Origin of the sequence: Curtobacterium sp. YR515, from assembly GCF_900113095.1 — a bacterium.
Taxonomy (GTDB): Bacteria; Actinomycetota; Actinomycetes; order Actinomycetales; family Microbacteriaceae; genus Curtobacterium.
Genome location: NZ_FOOD01000002.1, coordinates 333609 through 353335, shown reverse-complemented (window position 1 = coordinate 353335; position 19727 = coordinate 333609). Strand labels below are relative to the sequence as shown.

21 protein-coding genes are annotated in these 19727 nt (G+C 71.8%); 9 read left to right on the top strand and 12 right to left on the bottom strand.

Annotation, left to right across the window (positions count from 1 at the left end; all coding sequences use genetic code 11):
* The first annotated feature begins 10 nt into the window (after positions 1-10).
* A complete protein-coding gene (locus BM028_RS06410) occupies positions 11-553 on the top strand; it encodes an NUDIX hydrolase family protein (protein WP_070417646.1) in 543 nt (180 codons plus the stop codon).
* A gap of 80 nt (positions 554-633) precedes the next feature.
* Here BM028_RS06410 and BM028_RS06405 read toward each other — a convergent pair whose 3' ends face one another.
* Both BM028_RS06405 and BM028_RS06400 read right to left on the bottom strand, forming a co-directional pair.
* Positions 634-837, bottom strand: coding sequence for a CsbD family protein (locus BM028_RS06405; protein ID WP_070417647.1), 204 nt, complete (start codon positions 835-837; stop codon positions 634-636).
* 182 nt (positions 838-1019) lie between these two features.
* A complete protein-coding gene (locus BM028_RS06400; protein ID WP_092385330.1) occupies positions 1020-2627 on the bottom strand; it encodes a DEAD/DEAH box helicase in 1608 nt (535 codons plus the stop codon).
* A gap of 273 nt (positions 2628-2900) precedes the next feature.
* On the opposite strand from BM028_RS06400, the gene BM028_RS06395 reads away from it, so the two are divergent.
* Positions 2901-3725 (top strand): endo alpha-1,4 polygalactosaminidase, encoded by an 825-nt coding sequence (locus BM028_RS06395; protein WP_092385796.1) that lies wholly within the window; start codon positions 2901-2903, stop codon positions 3723-3725.
* A gap of 133 nt (positions 3726-3858) precedes the next feature.
* Here BM028_RS06395 and BM028_RS18860 read toward each other — a convergent pair whose 3' ends face one another.
* From BM028_RS18860 to BM028_RS06375, 4 genes are all read right to left on the bottom strand, one after another.
* Positions 3859-4218 carry a GntR family transcriptional regulator gene (locus BM028_RS18860; RefSeq protein ID WP_071295229.1) on the bottom strand — a complete coding sequence of 120 codons (360 nt, stop codon included), beginning with the start codon at positions 4216-4218 and terminating at the stop codon, positions 3859-3861.
* A gap of 10 nt (positions 4219-4228) precedes the next feature.
* A complete protein-coding gene (locus tag BM028_RS06385; RefSeq protein WP_071295230.1) occupies positions 4229-4798 on the bottom strand; it encodes a DUF1684 domain-containing protein in 570 nt (189 codons plus the stop codon).
* Between the two features lie 118 nt (positions 4799-4916).
* Entirely contained in the window at positions 4917-5408 is a 492-nt protein-coding gene (locus BM028_RS06380; RefSeq protein ID WP_092385328.1) for a hypothetical protein, read from the bottom strand.
* Between the two features lie 70 nt (positions 5409-5478).
* Positions 5479-6111 carry a GNAT family N-acetyltransferase gene (locus BM028_RS06375; RefSeq protein ID WP_071295193.1) on the bottom strand — a complete coding sequence of 211 codons (633 nt, stop codon included), beginning with the start codon at positions 6109-6111 and terminating at the stop codon, positions 5479-5481.
* Positions 6112-6207: 96 nt separating this feature from the next.
* Between BM028_RS06375 and BM028_RS06370 the strand changes: the two genes are divergently transcribed.
* Both BM028_RS06370 and BM028_RS06365 read left to right on the top strand, forming a co-directional pair.
* Complete coding sequence (locus BM028_RS06370) at positions 6208-6816, top strand: 2-phosphosulfolactate phosphatase (protein WP_139201898.1); 609 nt, start codon at positions 6208-6210, stop codon at positions 6814-6816.
* A 54-nt stretch (positions 6817-6870) separates the two neighbouring features.
* Positions 6871-7173 carry a DUF427 domain-containing protein gene (locus tag BM028_RS06365; RefSeq protein WP_070417652.1) on the top strand — a complete coding sequence of 101 codons (303 nt, stop codon included), beginning with the start codon at positions 6871-6873 and terminating at the stop codon, positions 7171-7173.
* On the opposite strand, the gene BM028_RS06360 is transcribed toward BM028_RS06365, so the two are convergent.
* The 6 genes from BM028_RS06360 to BM028_RS06335 all read right to left on the bottom strand — a co-directional run bounded on the left by BM028_RS06360 (position 7170) and on the right by BM028_RS06335 (position 12444).
* Positions 7170-8420: an Nramp family divalent metal transporter gene (locus tag BM028_RS06360; RefSeq protein WP_092385324.1), complete on the bottom strand. Its 1251-nt coding sequence runs from the start codon at positions 8418-8420 to the stop codon at positions 7170-7172. The genes BM028_RS06365 and BM028_RS06360 overlap by 4 nt on opposite strands.
* A 105-nt stretch (positions 8421-8525) precedes the next feature.
* Positions 8526-9221, bottom strand: a complete 696-nt coding sequence (locus BM028_RS06355; RefSeq protein WP_070417654.1) for a CGNR zinc finger domain-containing protein — start codon at positions 9219-9221, stop codon at positions 8526-8528.
* 47 nt (positions 9222-9268) lie between these two features.
* Entirely contained in the window at positions 9269-9745 is a 477-nt protein-coding gene (locus tag BM028_RS06350; RefSeq protein WP_092385322.1) for a SprT-like domain-containing protein, read from the bottom strand.
* Positions 9742-10584 (bottom strand): tetratricopeptide repeat protein, encoded by an 843-nt coding sequence (locus BM028_RS06345; RefSeq protein WP_070417655.1) that lies wholly within the window; start codon positions 10582-10584, stop codon positions 9742-9744. Before BM028_RS06345 ends, BM028_RS06350 begins: the two co-directional genes overlap by 4 nt.
* Positions 10585-10719: 135 nt before the next feature.
* On the bottom strand, positions 10720-11475 hold the full coding sequence (locus tag BM028_RS06340; protein ID WP_092385320.1) for a hypothetical protein: 756 nt from the start codon (positions 11473-11475) through the stop codon (positions 10720-10722).
* A gap of 126 nt (positions 11476-11601) precedes the next feature.
* Positions 11602-12444 carry a spermidine synthase gene (locus tag BM028_RS06335; RefSeq protein ID WP_092385318.1) on the bottom strand — a complete coding sequence of 281 codons (843 nt, stop codon included), beginning with the start codon at positions 12442-12444 and terminating at the stop codon, positions 11602-11604.
* Positions 12445-12577: 133 nt separating this feature from the next.
* Between BM028_RS06335 and BM028_RS06330 the strand changes: the two genes are divergently transcribed.
* From BM028_RS06330 to rpoB, 5 genes are all read left to right on the top strand, one after another.
* Positions 12578-13087: a hypothetical protein gene (locus BM028_RS06330; RefSeq protein WP_092385316.1), complete on the top strand. Its 510-nt coding sequence runs from the start codon at positions 12578-12580 to the stop codon at positions 13085-13087.
* Positions 13084-14289 carry a sensor histidine kinase gene (locus tag BM028_RS06325; RefSeq protein ID WP_092385314.1) on the top strand — a complete coding sequence of 402 codons (1206 nt, stop codon included), beginning with the start codon at positions 13084-13086 and terminating at the stop codon, positions 14287-14289. Before BM028_RS06330 ends, BM028_RS06325 begins: the two co-directional genes overlap by 4 nt.
* Positions 14286-14945: a response regulator transcription factor gene (locus tag BM028_RS06320; protein WP_070417660.1), complete on the top strand. Its 660-nt coding sequence runs from the start codon at positions 14286-14288 to the stop codon at positions 14943-14945. The genes BM028_RS06325 and BM028_RS06320 overlap by 4 nt, the downstream gene beginning before the upstream one ends.
* 349 nt (positions 14946-15294) lie before the next feature.
* Positions 15295-15822, top strand: coding sequence for a hypothetical protein (locus BM028_RS06315; RefSeq protein ID WP_092385312.1), 528 nt, complete (start codon positions 15295-15297; stop codon positions 15820-15822).
* A gap of 390 nt (positions 15823-16212) precedes the next feature.
* The gene (rpoB, locus tag BM028_RS06310) at positions 16213-19701 is read left to right on the top strand and encodes a DNA-directed RNA polymerase subunit beta (RefSeq protein ID WP_070417662.1); all 3489 of its coding nucleotides are present in this window, start codon (positions 16213-16215) and stop codon (positions 19699-19701) included.
* Positions 19702-19727: the final 26 nt, after the last annotated feature.

Below are 19727 nucleotides of genomic sequence, written 5' to 3'. Positions count from 1 at the left end.
GACACGGTGCATGGCCTCGCTGCGCACCCCCGACCCCGACTCCGGCTGGCTGTCCGACGAGGAGCTCGCGAACGTCCGCCGTCGACTGCCGATCTGCTACGTCGAGGCGGTGCCCGTCCGCACCGACGGCCTCGGCGTCGTCACCGAGGTGGGCGTGCTGCTGCGCGTCGCCCCGAGCGGTTCCATCGCCCGCACGCTCGTGTCCGGGCGCGTGATGTTCGGCGAGTCGATCCGGACCGCATTGTTCCGGCACCTCGAGAAGGACCTCGGGCCGATGGCGTTCCCGCAGCTGCCGTCGAGCCCCACCCCGTTCACCGTGGCCGAGTACTTCCCGCTGCCCGGCGCGTCCGTCTACACGGACGAACGGCAGCACGCGATCTCCCTCGCGTACGTCGTCCCCGTGACCGGCACGTGCGAGCCCCGGCAGGACGCCCTCGAGCTGACCTGGATGAGCCCGATGGAGGCAGCTTCCGACGCCGTTGCCGACGAGATGGAGGGCGGTCGCGGAGCGCTCCTCCGCGCCGGACTCGCATCGGTCGGCGCCCTCATGTAGCGGCCGACGCCACCCGCGCACGACGAAGCCCCCGGATCCGAATCGGACCCGGGGGCTTCGCAGCGCGGTACTGGACCGGCTTACTTGTTGTCGTTCTTGAGGCTGTCGGCCACGCCTGAAGCGGCGTCCTTGACGTTCGTACCTGCCTGCTTGGTGTCGGCCTTGACCTGATCGGTCTTGCCTTCAGCCTTGAGGCGGTCGTTGTCCGTCACGTTCCCGACGGCTTCCTTGGCCTTGCCAGCTGCCTTCGCAGCGGCGTTCTTGACGTCTTCGATCCCAGCCATAGGCTCTCCTTCCGACAGCGGACAGTTCCCCGTCAGTCGCTCGCGCGGCATCCGGTGAAGGAGAACCTACGCCCGTGGAGTGCGTCCGTGCTCAGGCGGCGTGGAGGTTCCCCACGCCGACAGGATCAGCGCGCGGAACCGGCGGGACCGCGGTTGGTCGACGCTGTGCGCGGCGCGAGCCGTCAGCGCGCGGAACCCGCCGGACGGGAGGCGCGGCGCGAGCCACCACGACGGTTGCCGCCCGACTCGGTGCCGGACCCACGACCGGCGGCGTAGCCGCCCTCCGAGGACCAGACCGGAGCGGACCCGCCGCGGACGGTGTCGCTCGACGCGCGACGGCTGCCACCACTGCGGCGACCGCCGGACGCGGCACCCGAGCGCTGCCCACCGGCGGAGCCGGTCGACGCGCCGGCGCCGGCCTCGGCGGGACGACCGCCGCGACGCCCTGCACCGGACGACCCGGAAGCCGAGCCGGTGCGCGCGGGCTGCGCCGCGCCTCCGGGACGACCGCCGCGACCACGGCGACGGCCGCCGCTCGCGTTGTCGGACTCGGTGGTGCGCTGCTTGGGCTGGCGCTGCTGCTGTGCCGGCTGCTCCGGGGCGACGTGGCGGACCGGAGCGATCTCGCCGACCAGCTCCGTGACGGCGGGGGAGTTCGCCGTGACCTGCTGCGGCGTGACCTTGATCGCGGCCGCGCGCATCATCTGCGCGACGTCGCGACGCTCGGCGGGCATCGTCACGGTGACGACGTCACCGGACGAACCGGCGCGGGCGGTACGGCCCGAGCGGTGCAGGTACGCCTTGTGCTCGGTGGGCGGGTCGACGTGCACGACGAGCTCGACGTGGTCGACGTGCACACCGCGGGCGGCGACGTCGGTGGCGACGAGCACGAGGGCCTCGCCGGAGGAGAACTTCGCGAGGTTCCGCTCACGGGCACCCTGCGACAGGTTGCCCTGCAGGTCGACGGCCGGGATGCCCTGGCTGCTGAGCTGCTTGGCGAGGCGCTTGGCGTGGTGCTTCGTGCGCATGAAGAGGATGCGACGACCGGTGCCGCTCGCGAGCGTCCGGACGAGGTCCTTCTTCGCGTCGGCGTCGGCGACCTCGAACAGGTGGTGGGTCATCGCCTCGACGGGGCTGTTCGCCTCGTCGACCGAGTGCATGACCGGGTTGTGCAGGAACTTCTTGACGAGCTTGTCCACGCCGTTGTCGAGCGTGGCGGAGAACAGCAGACGCTGCCCCTGCTCGGGCGTGGCCTGCATGATCTTGGTCACACCGGGGAGGAAGCCCATGTCGGCCATGTGGTCGGCCTCGTCGAGGACGGTCACCTCGATGTCACCGAGGTTGACGTGGCCCTGCTGCATGAGGTCGGCGAGACGGCCGGGGCACGCCACGACGACGTCCACGCCGCCGCGCAGGGCGTCGACCTGACGACCCTGCCCGACGCCGCCGAAGACGGTCGTGGTGTTCAGGCCCATGGCCTTGGCGAGCGGGGCGAGGGCGACGTCGATCTGGGTCGCGAGCTCACGGGTGGGGGCGAGCACCAGGGCACGGGGCCGGCCGGCGCGGCGCTTGCGGCCACTCGCGGCGAGGCGGGCGACGAGCGGGATCGCGAACGCGATCGTCTTGCCGGAGCCGGTGCGGCCACGGCCGAGCACGTCCTTGCCCTGCAGGGAGTCGGGGAGCGTGTCCTCCTGGATGGGGAACGCGGTCTCCTTGCCCTGGTCGGCGAGGACGGCGACCATCGGCGCGGGGACGCCGAGGTCGGAGAAACGGATGTCTTCGTTGGTCATGGTGACCTTTCCAACCGGAGTGCTCCGGCTGTGGTCGCGCTTGCGAGGCAGCGCGCGGGCGGGATGCGCGCCAACGGGTGTGGCTGGCGCAGTCGCCGCAGCAGAGAAGCCTGGCACCTTCGGGAGGTGCTCGATCATCGGTCCGTGGACCGGGAGTTCGGGGGCGTCCGTACGACGCACGAGGCGATCGGCGCCTCGAGTACGTCCAGCATAGCGTGCGCGGGTCGGATCCCCCAGGCCGAGGTGTCCGCCGGCTCGTGCGAGGATGCACCGGTGCGCACCAGAACCGTCCTGCTGACCGTCGCGACGGCCCTCGTCGCCGTCCTGGGGACGGCGTCCTGCGCCGCCGCGGTGCCCACCGCGTCGTACCGGAACCTGCCCACCTCGGGCGTCCCCGACTACCAGCTGGGCGGCTCGTACGCGCCGCCGGCAGGTGTCACGATCGTCGAACGCGACAGCACCGCACGCCCGGCGGCGGGGAAGTACTCGATCTGCTACGTCAACGGCTTCCAGACCCAGCCGGAGGACGCCGCGATGTGGAAGCGGGACCACCCGACGGCGATCCTCCGCGACCGATCGGGCAAGCCGGTGTCCGACCCGGGCTGGCCGGACGAGATGTTGCTCGACACGACGACCGCTGCGAAGCGCGCGACGATCGTGCGGGTCCTCACGAAGTCCGTCGCCCGGTGCGCCGATCGCGGGTTCGACGCCGTCGAGTTCGACAACCTCGACTCGTGGACGCGCTCGAAGGGGAAGCTGACGCGCTCCGGGAACCTCGCACTCGCCGCCGCGCTCGTCCGTCTCGGGCACGGCGAGGGGCTCGCGGTCGGGCAGAAGAACACGCCGCAGCTCGGGGCGTCCGGGCGGAAGCAGACCGGCTTCGACTTCGTGGTCGCCGAGGAGTGCTTCGTCTACCAGGAGTGCGGCGAGTACACGAAGGCGTACGGCAAGCGGGTCATCGACGTCGAGTACTCGGACAACAGCGAGCAGTCGTGGTCGTCGGTGTGTGCCTCGGCGAAGCGGCCGGCGATGACGATCCTCCGCGACCGGGACCTCGTGACGCCGTCGAGCGACGACTACGTGTTCGAGCGCTGCTGACGCAGCGCGCCGGACGCGGAAGGCCGCGGCACTGTGCGAGGTTCCACGTGCCGTGGGACGCGCGCGGCATCGCACGCCGCGCGGAACCTCGCACACTGCGGCGCGGCGCGCCCTGACGCAGCGCGCGCCCGCGTCAGGCGGGCCAGGCGTCCCGCAGGGCGGCAGCGGCCTGGTCGGCGGACAGCCCCGCGGCCCGTGCGGCGGCAGCGAGGGCACGGGCGGCATCGGTCACCGACGACGGAACCTCGGCCGGTCGGATCACCCGGGTTCCGGCGCCGCGTGCGGTCTGCACGAGCCCGGCCTCTTCGAGCAACTGGTACGCCCGCGCCACCGTCCCGGCGGCGAGCCCGAGCTCGTCCGCGAGTCCACGGACGCTCGGCAGCCGTTCACCGTCCACGAGGTACCCGGCGCTGATCTGCGCGGCGATCTGGGACCGGACCTGCTCGAACGGCGGGATGCGCCCTCCGGCGTCGATCGCGACGAGACCCGACATGTGCTCCACCCTAGAAGTCGTACTGCTCGCCGACGGGGATCGGGACCGCGACGGTGTTGCCCGGAGGCGCGAGCGGGCACGCCCACGCCGGGTCGTACGCGCACGACGGGTTGTAGGCGAAGTTGAAGTCGAGGACGAGCTCGCCGTCGTCGCCCCCGAGGTCCGCGCCCTTGATCGTGTCGACGAGGTAGCGTCCGCCGCCGTAGGTCCCGCGGGCCTTGCCGGCGCTCGAGTCCTTGACCGGGATGAACACGCCGCCCGCGTAGCCGCCGTGCGACCACACGTCGAGCGAACCGATGCCGGCCAGGGTCACGACGCCGAGCCGGTCGAAGTGCACGATGCCGTCGGTGCCCGTCTCGACGTCCATCGCGAGGGGCTCCGCCGGCTCGATCCGGGCACGGAAGCGCCACGACGGGTCGTAGTCCGGGACGGGCAGGGACTCGAAGTCGCGGGCGTCCTCGTCGAGCAGCGGGCTGGCCGGGTGCTCGCCGAACATCGCGTCACGAGTCTCGCGCCACAGCGCGTGGGCGGTCTCCGGGTCGTTCGTCGCCCGCACCCGTCGGTACAGGTCGAAGGTCATCCGCCGCCAGTCCACGGTGGCGAGCGTGCTGTGCACGCGGTCGTCGGTTGCCGGCTCATGCGTCTGGCTCACGGTACGAGCGTACGCCCTGCCTGGAGGAACGGCGCGGGTCCGGCGGTCAGGCCGCGGCTCGTCGGGCGCGCCGCCAACCGGGCGCGAGGGCGCGCATCCGCAGCGCGCGCCACTGCCAGATCACCCACATCCCCGGCCAGAGCAGGACGCCGAGCACCGCGGGCCGCATCCGGTACGAGAGCCGGTCGACGAGGCGCGTCCGACCGTCCCCGAGGTCGACGGTCGCCATCCGGTGCTGCATCGACATCCGTCCGAACAGCCCGCTCGTGCCACCGCCGTTGTCGCGTTGCACGGGCACACCGCGCACCTCGTACAGGTCGAGGTCGACGTGCGTGTCGCCGCTCGGGACCACGCCGAAGGCGCTCGCGGTGATGGGGTGCGGCTCGCCCGGCACCCAGCGCACCGGGAACCCCTGCGGATCGCGCGACCGGTAGACCAGGAACGGCTTCGTCACGGCGACCATCACCGCCGGGGACAGCAGGGCGTCACGCACGGCCTCGACCGGTGCGTCGAGGGTGATCCGGATGCCCACGTGCATGCCGCGAACGCTACTCGTGCGCGGTGGACGAGCGGCGGGCCCGGCGGCAGGCGTGCCGGACGGCATCGCGTCAGGCGTGCCGGGCGGATCGGCGTCGAGCGCCCTCGGCGCGGTCGTGCCGACGGAGCCGTTCGGCGAGGGACAACCGGACGGTCGGCCACTCCGACGCGATCACGGAGAACACCACGGTGTCCCGCAGCGTGCCGTCACGACCGATCGAGTGGTTCCGGAGCACGCCGTCCTGCTTCGCACCGAGTGCCGCGATGGCCGTGCGGGACTGGAGGTTGTGCCAGTGGGTCCGGAACTCGACCGCGATGCACTGCCAGACGTCGAACGCGTGCGAGAGCATGAGCAGCTTCGCTTCGGTGTTGATGCCCGTGCGCTGCGTCGACCGCGACAGGAACGTCGCACCGATCTCGACCCGGCGGTTGCCCGTGTCGGGGTTGAGGAACGTCGTCGACCCCACGACCCGGCCGGTCGGGCGGTCGCGCACCGCGAACGGCACCATCCGTCCCGCTGCCTGCTCGGCGAGCCGCCGGTCGATCTCGTCGTCGACCTGTGCCGGGGCGGGGATCGAGGTGTACCAGGTGCGCCACAGATCGCCGTCCGCGACCGCCGCCCGCAGGTCGTCCGCGTGCTCGGAGCCGAGGGGCTCGAGCGTCACGCGGTCGCCGGTCAGGGTGGGTGCGGGGGCGATCTCCATGGCAACAGATCCTACGGTCGCCGACCCTGACGAACCCCGGACGGCGGAGCACCTGTGGAAAGGATCAGGGACCCGCCGACGGCTATCGTGTCGCAGGTGGCAGCACGCACGCAGGAGAAGTACCAGGTCCGCTTCGCATGGGGGACCGGCGGCGCCGCGCGGATCGCCCCGGGGACGCACCTGGTCGTCTGGGTCGACGTCCTCCCGGCGTCCGCGGCGCACGACGGACCCGCCCGCCGACGGGCGCTCCGCGCGGTCGCCGCGCAGGTGCCGGACGGTCCGGAGGTCGTGCTCGGCCACCTCGGCAACGCGACGGCGGTCGCGGAACGCGTGACGCGCCTCCAGGCCGAACGCGGTGACCGCTGCGTCGTCGCGATCGTCGCCGCCGGACGCCACCACGCACCCGGTGACGACGCCGCGGAAGCGGCGGGCGAGGCCGCGGACGTGCCGGACGCACCGGACTTCGCGGTCGAGGACCTGCTCGCGGCCGGTGCCGTGGTCGACGCGCTCGCCGAGGTCGGGATCGACCACACCTCGCCCGAGGCGGCGGCCGCCTGTGCGGCCTACACGGGACTGCGGCGGGCGGTGAAGCACCTGGTCAGCGCGTCCGAGGCGGCCGCGGCGCTCGAACCGGCCGACGTGCACGCGGCGCTCGCGGTGGACGGCCAGCTGGAGACCCTGCGGGAATCGAGTTCGCGCGCGTAGCGTTCGACCTCCACATCCGGTACCCCGCCGGACCGCAGAGCGAAGGAGCGTGCCGTGAAGGCAGTCGTCGGAGACACCGTGATCGCCGAGGCCCCGCAGGAGGACCTCATCCAGATCGAGGGCAACTGGTACTTCCCGCCGTCGAGCGTGAAGAGCGAGCTGTTCACCGAGAGCCCCACCCAGTACCACTGCCCGTGGAAGGGCGACACGCAGTACTACACGGTGAACGTCGACGGGCAGGCGCTGCAGGACAACGCCTGGTCGTACCCGACGCCCATCCCGTCGTCGTTCGACCGCGTCGGCAAGGACTACTCGGGCTACGTGGCGTTCTGGAAGGGCGTCCGCGTCGTCGACTAACCGGCCAGCGTCAGCACGATGAGCGCCACGTTGAGCGCGACGATCACCAACGCGATGACCCCCGCGACGACGCGGGTGGTCATCGCGTTGACGTCCGCACCCATCACGCTGCGCCGGGACGTGTAGACGACCAGCGGCACGATCGCGAAGGCGATCCCGAAGCTCAGCACGACCTGGCTCACCACGAGCAGCATCGTCGCGTCCGCGTTCACCGCGAGCAGGACGATGGCGGGCACGAGCGTGACCAGCCGTCGGGCCAGCAGCGGGATCCGCACGTGCAGCAGTCCCTTCATGATCTCGGCGCCGGCCATGCAGCCCACCGAGGTCGAGGCGAGCCCCGACGCCAGCAGCCCCACCGCGAACAGCACGCCCACGACCGGTCCGACGTGCTCGGCGATCGCCCGCTGCGCTCCGGGGATCGAGTCCGTGTCGGCGACCCCGGGCAGCGTCGCCGCCGCGAGGACGAGCATGCAGATGTTCACCCCGCCGGCCACCAGGAGCGCCAGTCCGACGTCCCACCGCGTCGCGACGAGCACCCGACGACGCTCCGGGCCCGCCGGGACGTCGCCGTGCCGGTCGCGCGCCAGGGCGGAGTGCAGGTAGACCGCGTGCGGCATCACCGTCGCGCCGAGCATCGAGGCGGCGAGCATCACCGACCCGGACCCCTCGAACCGCGGGACGAGCCCCGAGACGAGCTCGCCCGGTGACACCTGCGCGAACAGCAGCCCGGCGCAGAACCCCACCGTGAGGATCGCGAGCATCGCCGTCACCACGGCCTCGAACGTCCGGGTGCCGCGGTGGCTCTGCAGGGTGAGGATCGCCATCGAGACCACGCCGGTGATCACCCCGCCGGCGACCAGTGGCAGCCCGAAGAGCAGGTGCAGCGCGAGTGCGCCGCCGATGACCTCGGCGATGTCGGTCGCGGCGGCCACGACCTCGGCCTGCGCCCAGAACAGCAGCCGGGGCGTGCGCTTCATCCGCAGGCCGAGGTGCTCCGGCAGGGACTTGCCGGTGACGACGCCGAGCTTGGCGGAGAGGTACTGCACGACGACCGCGCTGGCGTTCGCGGCGACGAGGACCCAGAGCAGCAGGTAGCCGTACTTCGCGCCCGCGGTGAGGTTCGCGGCGACGTTGCCGGGGTCGACGTAGGCGATGGCGGCCACGAACGCGGGGCCGAGCAGGGTCAGGCCGGCCGCGCGCTTCCGAGGCGTGGTCGTCTCGGCGGGACGGGCAGCGGTGTCGGTCATGCAGACAGCATGCCAGAGGATTCGGCACGCCGAATCCTTGTTTTCGTGACGCACGCGAATCGGCCCGGGCCGGAGCCGCGAGCAGGCCAGGAGGCGCGGGTCGGCTCAGACCGCCGCGCGTCGGGCCCGGTGCGCCCGCACCTTCGCCCGGTTGCCGCACCGCTGCATCGAGCACCACCGGCGTGTACCCCCGCGCGACGAGTCGTAGAAGACGAGGCCGCAGTCGTCCGCCGAGCAGCGGCTCAACCGCGTCGGCTGTCCGTCCGCGGCGACGTCGTCGAAGCCGACCTCGGTGAACAGGGCCACGGCGTCCCGTGCGACGCTCGACAGCGCCTGGGCGAGCCGCACCCGGTTCGCGCCCGCACGACGACGGCCGCCGGGCAGGCTCGGCGGCACGTCCGGCAGCGCGGCGAACAGGTTGACCGTGTCGATGTCGTCCGGTGCCGGGCGCGTGCGACCCGTCCCGGCGCGGAGGCCGGCAGCCACCGCGGTCCGTTCCGCCGCGGTCGAGGCCGGACCCGGAGCCGCGGCGACGGCCAGTCGGGCGATCGCTGCACGGAGGGCCCGGGCGTCCTGCAGCTCGCGGGCGGTCGCGCCGACGTCGATCGGCTCGGTGTGGTCGCTCAGCCACTCGTCGAGGTCGGCCGGTGTCGCGAGCAGTTCGCCGAGCTGCGCCCGCGGACGTCGGCCGTCCGGATCGTCGGCGAACCCGCCGGTGTGTGCGAAGTCGAGGGCGATCCGTCCGGCGTCGAAGAACCACGTGGAACCGGTGTCCGTGCGGATGTGCTGCCCCGTGTGCATCCGCCCAGGCTAACGGGTTACCGGCGCGCCTCCGCATGCGATCGGCATCATGCGGTAGCTCGGCTGGCCTCCGCCGCTCGGCGCTCCCACGCGATGACGTTCCGGGGGTCGAACCGGCGGGAGCACTTCGCGCACGCCAGCGGCCGGGTCGGGGTGCGGTAGCGGAAGTGCTCGTGCCCGGCCGGACACGTGCCGATCCACGGTGCGAGTTCGCTCGCCACGGGGCCGTCGTACAGGCGTGTGCCCGTGTAGCCGAGTGCCTTCGCCGTCCGGCGCCACGTGGGTCCGTGGCCGGCGCGGGCCCCGGCCACCGCGTGCGCGATCTCGTGCAGGAGCACCTGGTCGACGTCGTCCTCGGAGAACCGCACGGCGAGGTGGCGGCTCACCGTGATGCGCTTGCGGGCGAAGTCGCACTGGCCCGCCCGGGTCTTGGCGTGGTCGAACCCGAACGACCAGCTGCCCGCCCCGAGGTGTGCCGTCATCAGGTGTTCGGCGCGGGACCGGACGGCCTCGAGCGTCGTCACCGTTCGTCGTCGCCGGGTTCGTCGCGTCCGGCCTGGCCCTTCTGCGCGGCACGTGCGGCGATGCGGCCCCAGAGTTCGTCCGCCTCGGTCCGGGCGGCGTCCGGCGCACCGAGGACCCGGCGGCGCACCGTCGGGGTCTGCTGCACGGGCTCCGGAGCGCGGGGTGCGGCCGGTTCGTCCTCGTCCGCACGGCGTGCGGCGACGTCGCGGGCGGTGCGCGGCTTGTCCTCGGCCGGGGGCTGCGCGACCGAGGCCCGGAGCGCTGCCTCGACCGCCGTGCGGAGCGCCTCGGTGCGCTCCGACGGCGCACCGGCCTGGCGGAACGCCTGGTACGCCCGGGACAGCGCGGCACGGGCCTCGTCGAAGCGGGAGAGTTCGAACAGCGACCAGCCCTCGAGCTCGGCCGCTGCGCCCTCGAGCTCCGGCCACTCCTCGGTCCGGGCGGTGTCCCGTGCCAGGGCCGACTCGGTCGCGGCACGCTCGTACCGCCCGAGGTCGTGCAGGACGTGCGCGCGACGGATCCGTGCGGAGACCTTGTCCGAGCGCTCCCCCGTGAACATCGTCAGGCGGAAGACCTCCTCGGCGATGACGAGCGACTCGTCGAGCCGACCGAGCAGGCGGAGGAGCTCGGCACGCTCCGCGAGCGCGTCGGTGCTGCGGCTCTGCCCGAGGTCGCGCAGCCGCTGCTGGACGGCGTCGGCGTCGACCGCGGGGCGCAGGCTGATCGGAGCGAAGGTGCTGCCGGGGCTCACGCCGGCCGTCACGGGCGCCGCATGACGCGGTTCCCGGGCGCGGTCGGTGCGGTCGGGCTGCTGGCGGTCGTCGGGCGGGAGGGACATCGGTTCGAGGGTAACCGCGCCGCCCCGAGAGCGAGCGGTGCCACGCGCACGGGGGTCACGCTCGTGTCGCCCTCGGGGACGAGGACGGCCCGCCGTGCGGGTGCACGACGGGCCGTCCGGGACGATCTGGTCGGGTCAGGACATCCCGCTGGCCGAGACGGCCGAGATGAGGATGGCCACCACGAACGCGATCGCCGCGACGATCGCGAGGATGATCGCGAAGACACCCCAGCCGCGTCCGCGCTTCGTGACCGCGGCGACGATGCCCTGCACGATCGCCCACAGGCCGAGCGCCGAGCCGAGGTAGAACAGCAGCGACCCGGTGACGGCGCTCGACGACGTCGTGAGCGCCATGATGTCGGACTCGCTCGGGGTCGCCCCGCCGTTCTGCACGGACTCGCGGAACGCCTCGGAGCCGCCGAAGACGCCACCGAACAGCGCGCCGCCGATGATGCCGACCACGAGCGCGGCGACGGCCACGACGAACGCGATGACACCGACGGTCTTCTTCTTGGCCTTCGGCTCCTCGTAGCCCTGCCACGAGGGGGCACCGGCGCTCGCCGGAGCCGCTGCGTAGGGCTGCTGGCCAAACTGGGGCTGCCCGTGCTGCGGCTGCCCGTACTGGCCCTGCTGCTCGGCGTACTGGGTCGACCCGTACTGCGGGGTCTCGCCCTGCGGTGCCTGGTACTGCTGGGCCTGTTCGCCCCAGCGCGGCGCGTCGGCCTGCGGGGCCGGCTCGCCGTACTGCGGCGTGGAGGCGGGAGCGGGGTCGACCCGCTCGCCGTAGCGCGGTTCGTCGGCCGAGGGAGCGGGCTGCTGCGGCGCTCCGCCCCAGCTCGGCGCCTGGCCGTCGCCCGTCCGGTCCTCGTTGCTCCGGTCGTCGTTCGTCATCAGGGATCCCCTTGCTCGGTCGCGCACCTGCGCGGTCGTTCAGACCCATCCTGGCAGGCGGACCCTCCGCGTGCGCGGCATCCGCCCGATCGCACGGCGACCGTCGGCCCGGCCCACGGTCGCGCGTCAGCCGCCGAAGACGCTCCGGTTCGGCTCCGGCGACGCCACCGCGGTCTGGTCGGTGACGATCGGCGCCCCGGCGATGAACGCCCGCAGCTCCGCCCCGTGCACGACCTTCGCCGGCATCGGGTCGGAGGAGTACCGACGAGGCATGTCCGCCACGGGCAGGTCCGTCGGCGACCCGAGCAGCACGATGTTCCCGAACCGCCGGCCCTTGAGCATCCCGGTGTCCGCGACGGCCGCCACCGACGGCAGCACCGCCTGCAGCGTCGACGCCTGCCCCCGGGCGAACGCGAGCCCGGCCCCGTCCGCCACGTTCACGGCCACGATGCCGGTGGGCGACAGGAACTCCGCGACCTCGCGGTAGAACTCGATGCTCGTCACGTGCGCGGGGATCTGCGAGCCGCCGAACACGTCCACCACGGCCAGGTCCACCGTGCCGCGCAGTCCGGCGGGGAGCTTGCCGAGGACCTCGCGGGCGTCGCCGTACCGCACCCGGATCGAGGCCCCGCGGGGGAAGGGCAGCGCGTCCCGCACGTGGTCGACGAGGTCCCGCTCCAGTTCGATGACCTGCTGCCGGGAGCCCGGCCGCGTGACCGCGACGTACCGGGGGAGCGTCAGGGCCCCGGCGCCGAGGTGCAGCGCCGTGACCGGGCCGTCCGGGAGCAGGTCGATGGCGTGCCCGATCCGCCGGATGTACTCGAACGCCAGGTGCGTCGGGTCCTCGAGGTCGACGTGCGACTGCGGCGTCCCGTCGACGACGAGCGTGAACGACCCCGGGCGGTGCCGGTCCGGCTCGACCACCGCGTACCCCGCACCGATCCGGAACCCGTCGAACGCATCAGCCATGGCACCAATCGAACACCACCGCGATCACCACCCGCGTCCCCACCCCTGGTTGGTGTGCCCGCCGACGCTGTCGATCGAGGCTGGTACCACCGGCCGGGAGACGCCCGCCGGACCTCCTCGGAAGGCGGACACCATGTCGGTCCAGCTCCTCGTGAACATCCTCGTCGGCATCGCCCTGGTCGCGTTCCTCGGGTACCGCCAGGCGACCTGGCAGTACCTCGACCCGGCGCGCATCTGGCGCACGCCGCCCATCATGGCGATCATCGGCGTGGTCGTCCTCGCCCAGACGAAGGCGACGATCACGACGACCGACGTGGTGTTCCTCGGGATCGAGGCGCTCATCACGATCGGGGTCGGCCTGACCATGGGCAGCATCACCCGCTTCCGCACGGTCGGCACCCCGGACGCCAAGGGCCGCACGATCCAGTCCCGCACGGGTGCGCTCGGCGCGGTGCTGTGGATCGTCCTCATCGCCGTCCGCGTCGGTCTCGACGTGCTCGGCGGCCACCTCGGCGCGCACCTGCTCACGTCGACCGGCACGATCCTGCTCGTCCTCGCGCTGAACCGCGCCGCACGCGCCGTCGTCATCGACGGCCGCATCCCCCGCGGCGACCGCCAGCCGCGCGGCATGATGGTCCGGTGACCCTGCTGACCGGCCAGGACGAGACCGACCTCCCCGGAGGCCGGTCCCGTTCGGGCGCCGCCTGGGGGCTCAACGCCCTCGGCATCGCGATCGTCGCGTTCTGGTTCGTGAAGAACGGCATCGCCCTGCAGCACCCCGCGTGGGTGTGGGTGCTCGGCGCGGTGGCGCTCGCCGCGTGGGCGCTCCGCGAGTTCGGTCGCACACCCCGGCTCCTCGTCGTCGCCGGGGTCCTGATGATCGCCGCGGGCACCCTGACGGTGGTGCCGACGGACTCGCTCATGATCGTCCCCGTGATCGTCGGGATCGTCCTGCTCGGCGCGAACCTCCGCGTCCCGGTCTGGGCGGCATCCGTCGCCGCACTCGCCGCGATCGTGGTCGTCGCGGTGTCCGCCTCGATCGAGCACGCCTCGGTCCAGTTCGTCCTCGGGACGAGCGGCGGCACGCTCCTGGGCGTCCTCATCGGCTTCAGCCGGCGGCAGTTCCGCATCGCGGCGGAACGGGCGCGCGAGGCCGAGCGGGACCAGCAGCGCGCCGAACTCCTCGCGGACCGGTCCCGCGCCGCCCGGGACATCCACGACGTGCTCGCGCACTCCCTCGGCGGCCTGGTGCTCCAGCTCGACGCGGTGGAGGCCCTGCTCGAGGCCGGCCGGGTCGACGACGCCACGAAGCGCGCCGCCGAGGCCCGCGCGCTCGCCGCGGACGGCCTGGCCGAGGCGCGACGTGCGGTGCACGCCCTGCGGGACGACGCCGAGACCGACGCCGAGGCGGACGCGGGCCGGTCCGCGGTCCCGCACCGTGCCTCCCGTCCGACCACCGACCCCGCGACGGGCCTGGCGGCCCTCGTCGACGCGCACCGGTCGTTCGGCGGCGAGATCGTGACGCAGGGCGACACGGCGCTCACCGACCTCGATGCGGCCCACCGCGCCGCCGTGGTCCAGGTGGTCCGGGAGGCGCTCAGCAACGCCCGCAGGCACGCCCCCGGCCGTCCCGTGTCCCTGTCCGTCATCCGGGACGGCGACGCCGTGGACGTCGTGGTCGCGAACCCGCTGTCCGGCGGCGGCCACGGCCTGCTCGGGATGCGCGAACGCTTCGCGGAGCTCGGCAGCGGCGCTGCGGTCGAGGCGGACCGGTCGGACGACGAGTTCGTCGTGGCGATGCACCTGCCGGTCGACGAGCTGGCCGCCGAGGGGGACCGCCCGTGACCATCCGCGTCCTCGTCGTCGACGACCAGGCCATCGTGCGCGACGGGCTGGTGACGGTGCTCTCGCTCGTGGACGACCTCGAGGTCGTCGGCGAGGCGTCGGACGGCGCCGAGGCGGTCGCCGCGGTCGAGCGGGAGTCCCCGGACGTCGTGCTCATGGACCTCCGGATGCCCGGCGTCGACGGCCCGACGGCGACGGCACGCATCACCGAGGGGCACCCCGGGGTCGCCGTGCTCGTCCTCACCACGTTCGCCGACGACGAGTCGATCCTGACCGCGCTGCGGGCCGGCGCGCGCGGGTACCTGACCAAGGACGCCGGCCGTGGCGAGATCGCGACGGCGATCCGTGCGGTGGCGTCGGGGCAGTCGACGTTCGACGCCACCGTGGGCGCCCGGCTCGTCGCCCAGCTGGCCGGCGGCACCGGGCCCGCGCCCGTCGCGACGCCGGACCCGATCGAGTCGCTCCGCGCACGCTTCCCGACGCTCACCCCGCGCGAGGCGGACGTGCTCGGGCGCATCGCCGAGGGTCGGTCGAACCCGCAGATCGCCGCCGAGCTCTTCCTCACCGTGCCCACCGTGAAGTCCTACGTGAACCAGGTGTTCACGAAGCTCGGCGTCCGCACCCGCGCGGAGGCCGTCGCCCTCGTCCTGCGCTGACCCGGGTCCGCGGTCCCGACCGGCCGGTCCACCCGGCGCAGGTGAATGCGTGCACATGCACCACCAGCGGACGCCAAGGGTCGTCGCCTACCGTTCACCGGGTCGTCACCTCGGTGCGTCGATCCGCGCAGTGCCCCACACATCGCGCGCTTCCGCACCCCGCTCGTGACCGCGGCGCGACCGTCCGGCAACCCCCACTGCCCCTCGTGCGCGCGCCGTCGGCGTGCGCCGGGCTCCCCGCTCTCCTGCGCGCCGCCCGTGGTCCGCCCGCCGCGACCATTGAATACATTGCGTGCGTTATGTAAAATATGAGCACGAACGGACCCGATCCCACGAGGAGTCGACCCGCATGACCGACACCATGAGCGTGCCCACGTACCGCCGCACCACCGCGAGCCGTCCCGCGGTCGCCACCCGCGCCTCCCGTCCGTCCACCCACACCGAGCGCGAGCACGCGCCGACCTGGATGCGTGCGGTGGGTGCGATCCTGCTGGTGGGCGGGCTCGGGCTGACCGCAGCGGTGCTCGGATGGCCGGGCGACGCTCCGGAGACGGCGCTGCTGGTGCCGGCGCTCGTCGGCGTCGCGGTCGGGTTCCTGCTCCTCGTCGCCCGCTCGGGGTGGACGGTGACGGACACCCACGTCGTCCTGCACTTCCGGCCGCTGCCCGCGCGACGGATCGCCCGCGACCGGATCACCGACGTGCGACTCGTCGAGGCGGACGCGTCGACGTACGGCGGCATCGGGCTCCGGATCGGACGCGGCGTCCGCGCGCTCATCCTCACGCCGGGGCTCGGGATCGAGTTCACCGACGACCGCGGACGTGTCACGTTCGTGCGGACGCGGCAGCCCGAGGCGGCGTTCCGCGCCCTGCGCTGACGGGCGTTGCGCGTCCTGCGCCGGCGGGTGTGGCCGGGCTGCGGAGCAGGGAATACCCACGCTGTCCACCGGCTTATACACGGCACTGCCGAATTCGGTCAAGCCAGGACTGGACATCCGCGACGAGCCCGACCTATGATGGCAGTTCGCGCTCCCTGGCATCCGTGTCGTCATATTGCGGTCGACGCAGCGTTCTTCCAGAACGTGCCCTGGTGGTGCCGGTCCCGTATATGTCGGCGGGTCCCGTCCACCCAGATCATCGCACACGTGCACAGCTCACCGGCCGTCGCGTGATCGCGTGTCTTCGAGGGGTGCGCTGAAGCGTCAATCCACTCACCTACGTGCTGCTCGTCAGTACCGGCCCGACGGGGCCTACCGGAGGTCAAACCCTTGGCTGCTGCGCCCAACGCATCCACCAACCCCAAGAACGGTCGCAACCACTCGCGACTCTCGTTCGCTAAGATCACGGACACCCTCACGGTTCCTGATCTGCTCGCACTCCAGACGGAGAGCTTCGACTGGCTCGTCGGCAACGACGTCTGGAAGGCCCGCCTCGCCGAAGGTCAGGAGCAGGGTCGCACCGACCTCGCACTGCACTCCGGGCTCGAGGAGATCTTCGAGGAGATCTCCCCGATCGAGGACCTCGGCGAGACCATGCAGCTCGGCTTCACGTCGCCCGAGCTCGAGGACCCGAAGTACTCGATCGACGAGTGCAAGGAGCGTGGCAAGACCTACGCTGCCCCGCTCTACGTCAACGCCGAGTTCATGAACCACATGACCGGTGAGATCAAGACGCAGACCGTCTTCATGGGCGACTTCCCGCTCATGACCGAGCGCGGCACGTTCATCATCAACGGCACCGAGCGTGTCGTGGTCTCGCAGCTCGTCCGCTCGCCGGGCGTGTACTTCGAGCGTCAGCAGGAGAAGACCTCCGACAAGGACATCTACTCCGCCCGCGTGATCCCGTCGCGTGGTGCCTGGCTCGAGTTCGAGATCGACAAGCGCGACCAGGTGGGCGTGCGCATCGACCGCAAGCGCAAGCAGTCGGTCACCGTGTTCCTCAAGGCGCTCGGCATGACGAGCGAAGAGATCATGGACGAGTTCCAGGGCTTCGCCTCGATCGAGTCGACCCTCGAGAAGGACGCCATCCTCACCAAGGAAGAGGCGCTCAAGGACATCTACCGCAAGCTGCGTCCGGGCGAGCAGGTCGCCGCCGAGGCCGCGCGTGCGCTCCTCGACAACTTCTACTTCAACCCGAAGCGCTACGACCTCGCGAAGGTCGGTCGCTACAAGGTCAACCGCAAGCTCGGCATCGACGCGCCGCTCAGCGACTCGGTCCTGACCGTGCAGGACATCGTCCGCACGATCAAGTACCTGGTCTCGCTGCACGCCGAGAAGACCACGCTCGACGGTGTCCGTGACGGCGAGCCGGTGCAGCTGCGCCTCGACGTGGACGACATCGACCACTTCGGCAACCGTCGCATCCGCGCCGTCGGCGAGCTCATCCAGAACCAGGTCCGCACGGGTCTGTCCCGCATGGAGCGCGTCGTCCGCGAGCGCATGACCACGCAGGACATCGAGGCGATCACCCCGCAGACCCTGATCAACGTGCGCCCCGTCGTCGCCGCGATCAAGGAGTTCTTCGGGACGTCCCAGCTGTCGCAGTTCATGGACCAGAACAACCCGCTCGCGGGCCTGACGCACAAGCGTCGCCTCTCGGCCCTCGGCCCGGGTGGTCTGTCCCGTGAGCGTGCCGGCGTCGAGGTCCGTGACGTCCACCCGTCGCACTACGGCCGCATGTGCCCGATCGAGACCCCGGAAGGCCCGAACATCGGCCTGATCGGCTCGCTCGCTTCGTTCGGTCGGATCAACTCCTTCGGCTTCATCGAGACGCCGTACCGCCGCGTCGTGAACGGTCAGGTCACCACGACCATCGACTACCTCACGGCCTCGGAAGAGGACGACTTCGTCGTCGCGCAGGCGAACGCCCCGCTCACCGACTCCTTCCACTTCCAGGACGACAAGGTGCTCGTCCGGAAGAAGGGCGGCGAGGTCGAGCTCGTCGGCAAGGACGAGGTCGACTACATGGACGTCTCCCCGCGCCAGATGGTGTCGGTCGCGACGTCGCTCATCCCGTTCCTCGAGCACGACGACGCGAACCGCGCCCTCATGGGTGCGAACATGCAGCGTCAGGCAGTCCCGCTGCTCCGCTCCGAGTCGCCGCTCGTCGGCACCGGCATGGAGGGCTACACCGCCATCGACGCCGGCGACGTCGTCACCGCGGACAAGGCCGGTGTCGTCTCCGAGGTCTCGGCCGACGCCGTGACCCTGCAGCTCGACGAGGGCGGCACGCAGACCTACTACCTGCGCAAGTTCGACCGCTCGAACCAGGGCACGAGCTACAACCACCGCGTGGTCGTCTCGGCCGGTGAGCGTGTGGAGCAGGGCGAGGTCATCGCCGACGGCCCCGCGACGGAGAACGGCGAGCTCGCGCTCGGCAAGAACCTCCTCGTCGCGTTCATGCCGTGGGAGGGCTACAACTACGAGGACGCGATGATCCTGTCGCAGAACCTCGTGAAGGACGACACGCTCTCCTCGATCCACATCGAGGAGTACGAGGTCGACGCCCGCGACACGAAGCTCGGCAAGGAGGAGATCACCCGCGACCTCCCGAACGTCAGCCCGGACCTCCTGGCCGACCTCGACGAGCGCGGCATCATCCGCATCGGTGCCGAGGTCCGCCCCGGCGACATCCTGGTCGGCAAGGTCACGCCGAAGGGCGAGACCGAGCTCAGCGCCGAAGAGCGCCTCCTCCGCGCCATCTTCAACGAGAAGTCGCGCGAAGTCCGCGACACCTCGCTCAAGGTGCCCCACGGTGAAGAGGGCACGATCATCGGCGTCAAGGTGTTCGACTCGCAGGACGGCGACGACGAGCTCGGCTCGGGCGTCAACCAGCGCGTGGTCGTGTACATCGCCCAGAAGCGCAAGATCACCGCGGGTGACAAGCTCGCCGGTCGTCACGGCAACAAGGGCGTCATCTCGACCATCCTCCCGGTCGAGGACATGCCGTTCCTCGCCGACGGCACCCCCGTCGACATCGTGCTCAACCCGCTCGGCGTCCCCGGCCGCATGAACTTCGGCCAGGTCCTCGAGATCCACCTCGGGTGGCTCGCGAAGCAGGGCTGGAACGTCGAGGGCATCCAGGAGTGGGCTTCTGCCCTCCCCGAGGCAGCCCGCAGCGCGGAGCCCGGCACGAAGGTCGCCACCCCGGTGTTCGACGGTGCCTACGAGCGTGAGATCGAGGGCCTCCTCGACTCGACCCTCCCGAACCGCGACGGCGAGCGCCTGATCGGTTCGTCCGGCAAGGCGCAGCTCTTCGACGGCCGCTCCGGCGAGCCGTTCCCGGAGCCCGTGTCGGTCGGCTACATGTACATCCTCAAGCTGCACCACCTGGTCGACGACAAGATCCACGCCCGTTCGACCGGTCCGTACTCGATGATCACGCAGCAGCCGCTGGGTGGTAAGGCACAGTTCGGTGGACAGCGCTTCGGCGAGATGGAGGTGTGGGCGCTCGAGGCGTACGGCGCCGCCTACGCCCTCCAGGAGCTCCTGACGATCAAGTCCGACGACATCCTCGGCCGCGTGAAGGTCTACGAGGCGATCGTCAAGGGCGAGAACATCCAGGAGCCGGGTATCCCGGAGTCGTTCAAGGTCCTCATGAAGGAGATGCAGTCGCTCTGCCTGAACGTCGAGGTCCTCTCGGCCGACGGCCAGGCGGTCAGCCTCCGCGACACGGACGACGAGGTCTTCCGTGCCGCTGAAGAGCTCGGCATCAACATCTCCTCGCGGTTCGAGTCGTCGTCCGTCGACGACATCTGATCCCGCCCGTACTCGTAACGAATCCA